Source organism: Bradyrhizobium lablabi, assembly GCF_001440475.1.
Taxonomy (GTDB): domain Bacteria; phylum Pseudomonadota; class Alphaproteobacteria; order Rhizobiales; family Xanthobacteraceae; genus Bradyrhizobium; species Bradyrhizobium lablabi.
Genome location: NZ_LLYB01000044.1, coordinates 151 through 4,185 on the forward strand (window position 1 = coordinate 151; position 4,035 = coordinate 4,185).

At 57.2% G+C, this 4,035-nt stretch carries 4 protein-coding genes; 3 read left to right on the top strand and 1 reads right to left on the bottom strand.

Annotated features, from left to right (window positions below; genetic code table 11):
* Window positions 1-2,165 precede the first annotated feature (2,165 nt).
* From CQ14_RS43290 to CQ14_RS43295, 3 genes are all read left to right on the top strand, one after another.
* Entirely contained in the window at window positions 2,166-2,465 is a 300-nt protein-coding gene (locus CQ14_RS43290) for a hypothetical protein (protein ID WP_156434702.1), read from the top strand.
* 534 nt (window positions 2,466-2,999) lie between these two features.
* Window positions 3,000-3,191, top strand: a complete 192-nt coding sequence (locus CQ14_RS41910; protein ID WP_082649720.1) for a helix-turn-helix domain-containing protein — start codon at window positions 3,000-3,002, stop codon at window positions 3,189-3,191.
* Entirely contained in the window at window positions 3,136-3,711 is a 576-nt protein-coding gene (locus CQ14_RS43295; RefSeq protein ID WP_156434703.1) for a hypothetical protein, read from the top strand. The genes CQ14_RS41910 and CQ14_RS43295 overlap by 56 nt, the downstream gene beginning before the upstream one ends.
* Here the strand turns inward: CQ14_RS43295 and CQ14_RS47780 are convergent.
* On the bottom strand, window positions 3,680-3,835 hold the full coding sequence (locus CQ14_RS47780) for a helix-turn-helix domain-containing protein (protein WP_156434704.1): 156 nt from the start codon (window positions 3,833-3,835) through the stop codon (window positions 3,680-3,682). The two genes, CQ14_RS43295 and CQ14_RS47780, sit on opposite strands and share 32 nt — an antisense overlap.
* Window positions 3,836-4,035 lie beyond the last annotated feature (200 nt).

Below are 4,035 nucleotides of genomic sequence, written 5' to 3' on the forward strand. Positions count from 1 at the left end.
GCAGGACAAAGGTGGATCTATAAAACGAAGCTTAGGCCATGATGAAATATTTTTCGTTGAAGACCCATATAGGCGATCACATGCTGCATCCGAAACGCAGATCCTGAACTACGGCTACAATCCGCAATTATCGCAATGAGCGGTTTAACAACCGGCTTTTCTGAGCTCGACCTTTTCGTTTTCCGGACGGCCCAGATGACGGGATGAACCTCTTCGATTTCGGCTCGGGTCGACGCGAGCCTCCCGAGGGAATGGGCGCAGGCCTGGTTTATTCGCGGTTCAATCACCCCAACAGCGAGATTGTCGAGGACAGCGCACAGAGAATTGCGCACTGTTCTCATCCGGCATAGAGCCGTGATTGCGACGACGATTCGCGTTCGGCAAGCCCTGGCGACGTGATTCTGCTCTCTCGCCCCCCTTACGGTGCATCGGAAGTGTTGCTTGCGAAGCTCAACAAAACCGGAGTCAGGCTGGCGACGGGGATGCGATGCGCAAAGGCCGAGTTGCAATGATTTTCATCGAAACTCTGGCAAACCGGTGTTCCGACTCCACGTCCGTGAAAAAGCCGGCGTCCGTCGAACCTAATTGCATATATCGCGCACGCGGTCACCGAGGCATAGCTGCAAGCGTGCGGCTGCCAACTCGACATCTCGGTCCCGTAATCACTCTAACGAACTGCTTGTGACCTACGAGCCCCCTGAGTTGCGCTGCGCAGCATGCGTGCTGGGCAAGCTGCCAGCGCGGCTGCCTTTTCATCCACAGAGTCTGATTGCCATATCGATGCCATTAACCGGGCTATCAGGAACATAATGCAGCATCATCATTCGCTGAAGGAGAACCGTAAGTGCGCGTTAGTCCGTATTTCGAGGAGATCAAGGCTCGCGCGCTGCAACTGCTTACTAGCTTTCGGCCCACCGAAACCACATTCCCTCGAACCAAAGGGGAACTCCGACATGCCGTGCGCGGCGCACTCAGCCAAGCACGCGACGAAATGTACAAGCGCGAGAGACCCCGCGTCATGGGGTCGCGAGCGGAACGCAATGCTGCGTATCGGCGCACTCACTTCAACGTTGGCAACTTCGCGCGAGCAGAGCGGGAACTTTGCAAGCTCATGTGGACGCGGCTGTACCACTGACAGTGGCGCCTTTATTTACCTAGCGCTCAGTATCGGCGGCTCTTACATACATTGCAGCGTTTTGGCGTCGGATCAAATCGCGCGCGAGCCTCACGCAATTCATCGTCTGAATGTTTTAGACGTGGCACTCTTCGGCCGCATTTGCACCTCAACCACGGAGTTGAAGCTAAATGGGCGTAGATGCAAATGGCGACGTTTCGTCGAGAGACTCTGCGGGCATCGCAAGAGACAGAAAATCCGGGCTTAATCAAGCTCGTCCGCTGCTTCAAGCGAGAGCGGAATGGAAGTTACCTGCTCAGCGAATCTGTTCCCGACATCTAAAGCGCGTCAAGGCGCAGAAACGCGAAGAAGACGGGTCGGCCTCATAGCATCTGCTCATCGCCGGCGCCGAGGAGCGTTAACGGTCGGCGTCGGCAAGCCATCCAGATTAAGCAACACTGCGCAATCCTCAAGAAGATCTGCGGCTTCTCAAGTAGACATCTCGCGATCCCATCGATAATTGCAACGGTATCCGGCGTTACGTCGATGCGCGCCGCGATGATGTTCGAGCGCTGAACAAACGTTCACACGATCCCGTTCGGCTCGCCAAAGAACGCAGGAATGCCAATCCCAACCTACTGACGACGAGAAGGAGGATCAACGTATCTGAACAGCGAATAATCACGGCAGGCGATTCGATCGCGAGAATCGATCGTGTATGTCAGAGCTTTCGGCACATGATCGATACTGAGAGCTCGATTTCCCCATGCGTTCGAGGCGCGATGCACGCATCGCTCGATGAGGATCTTCTTTTGGCAAGGGCGCGAATTCTCGACTATATCGCGAAGCATGAGGCGCACCATCGATGAGTATCCCTGCGGCCGTTTCAGGTGCTGAGGCTCTTGCTCTCGCCAAGGAGCGCTTCGCGTGCGCTCGCGTGGTAATTGACCCTGATCCCTAATATTTGCGACCTGACGCTGGAGTTCAGGATGCGGATCATCCCGCAAGCGCGGGCGTCATGACGCGGCATCGCGCGAGAGCTTGATATGTGGTGGCGGAGCTCGCTTTGCTTTCGAATGCTGCTCGCAACGAGCGGCATAAGGCGCCGCCACCTGTCGATGACGATTACGTTGGTATTCCAGCGCATCAACCTAAAGATGATAATAGGCAACTCATGGACAAGGTTTCACAAATCGAGGCGGAGCTTCGACAGATCGCAGTAGTGTATGCCCGTAAATGCAGCGCGCTTGCCAAGCTGCAGGAGGCGTACTGTAGCAAATTAAACGAGCTGCTCGAGGCCAAGGCGGCGCGCGACAGACACCAGCACCGCTGGGACCCGCGAAAGAGATGATCATCACCGACGCCCGTGCTGCGATCGACCAGGGTTTCCGAAAAGCTTGTAGAGCCCCGATAAGGGCACATTGACTATCCCGGCGTCTTTAGCGGGACCGCGGCCGCGGTGAGAGAGTGCGTCTCGGCCTGTCGTAAGTGGTTGCCATTTTCAGGTACTTCGTAGCTTTTTTTAGCGGGTTGTCGTTGCTGGCAACATCAGCGACGGTCGCCAGCCACTCTGAATTCAAGCGAGCTGCTTGCGACTTCACGACAGCAAGGGCTCCTCGGTTAGCGGCCTCTTTCATTTACGTTGCCGAGGTTGGAACGCGCTCATGAGCGAAAGCAGACGCCCCATTTCCTTCCGGAATTCGGAAATTACTTGCCCGCTCTTCGAGCGCGCGTCCCCTTGCACACAACCGCCAGATTGTTATCAGGTCGAGCATAGCATTACTTAGACGAGTAGCTATTGGACGAGCTGCGTACGTCGCTTGTCGGCCTTCCCGCCTAATGCACCACGTAGCGCCAATATACGCGATTGCTTCCTATCCTGCGGATGGAGATCCGCAAGGTCTTTGGAGCAGATCCGCGTCGATTTCGCTTGGCCCTAGGCCTAAGCCAGGAAGCCGTTGCAGAACGTATGGGCGTCGATCGCGCCTTCATCAGTAGCATGGAGCGAGGGCTGCAACCGCGTGCAGCACAAAATCTGCAACTTCCAGAGCTGGATCGTGCACGGGCTTGGGAATGAAATTGCATTCGACGGGGATCGGCCGCCCGTCTTCCTCGATCCGGAAATCGGCGAACGCTTGCTCAATCAGTTCGTCCGCGCGGCCGCAGACCTCGAAGATGACATGCAGTTCGGAAAATGGCGTCCACTGCGCGATGTCGACGATGCACCGCTTGAGCATCTCGGCATGATGTTGAGGAGGGCAATCCCATGGTCCCGTTTGGTTTGGTTCGAGATGATACCGCGGATGCGGGCGAAGGGCTCAGCGCCGGAAAAAGTTCGCTACGGCCTCGATGCCTTCCATGCGCGACGGATGGCCGAGCGCTTTGCGAAATCCTCATTCAGCGGATCGGCGGGTTGCCCCGCCGCCTGCCTGACCAGCGCGCCCTTAACGATGTTTTCCTGCTCCGCCTCATTAAGATCGTCGCGATCCGTGATCCGGTCTGCAACAGCGCATCGCGTTCTCCCGGCGCGAGGCGTGGCATCGTCGGATTCTTCGAAGAGATCGCTCACGGCTCGTTCCATAGGCCGCGCTCCTTGATCTGGTCGTGGGTATGCGCCTCGATGCGCGCTTCAAGATTGGCATCGCTGGTCGCCTGGGCTTTCAGCTTCATGATGTGAGCGACACGGCGAAGGTCCCGCATGGCGATTTTGCGCGCGCGCACGGCATGCTCCAGGGAGCTGTTCGGTACGAGGGCACAGACGAGCGTGCAGTCGAGCGCCGCGGGCGGCGCGGCGCAGCATTTTGAACTGCATTGCGCCGGTTGCCTCCGAGCGGCCGAGCGCCTCGACGCTTAGAGCGGGTTCCGACCAGATTGAATCGTTTGGGATTCCCAAATCAGGCCGGTTCTGATTCAAGCTGTCT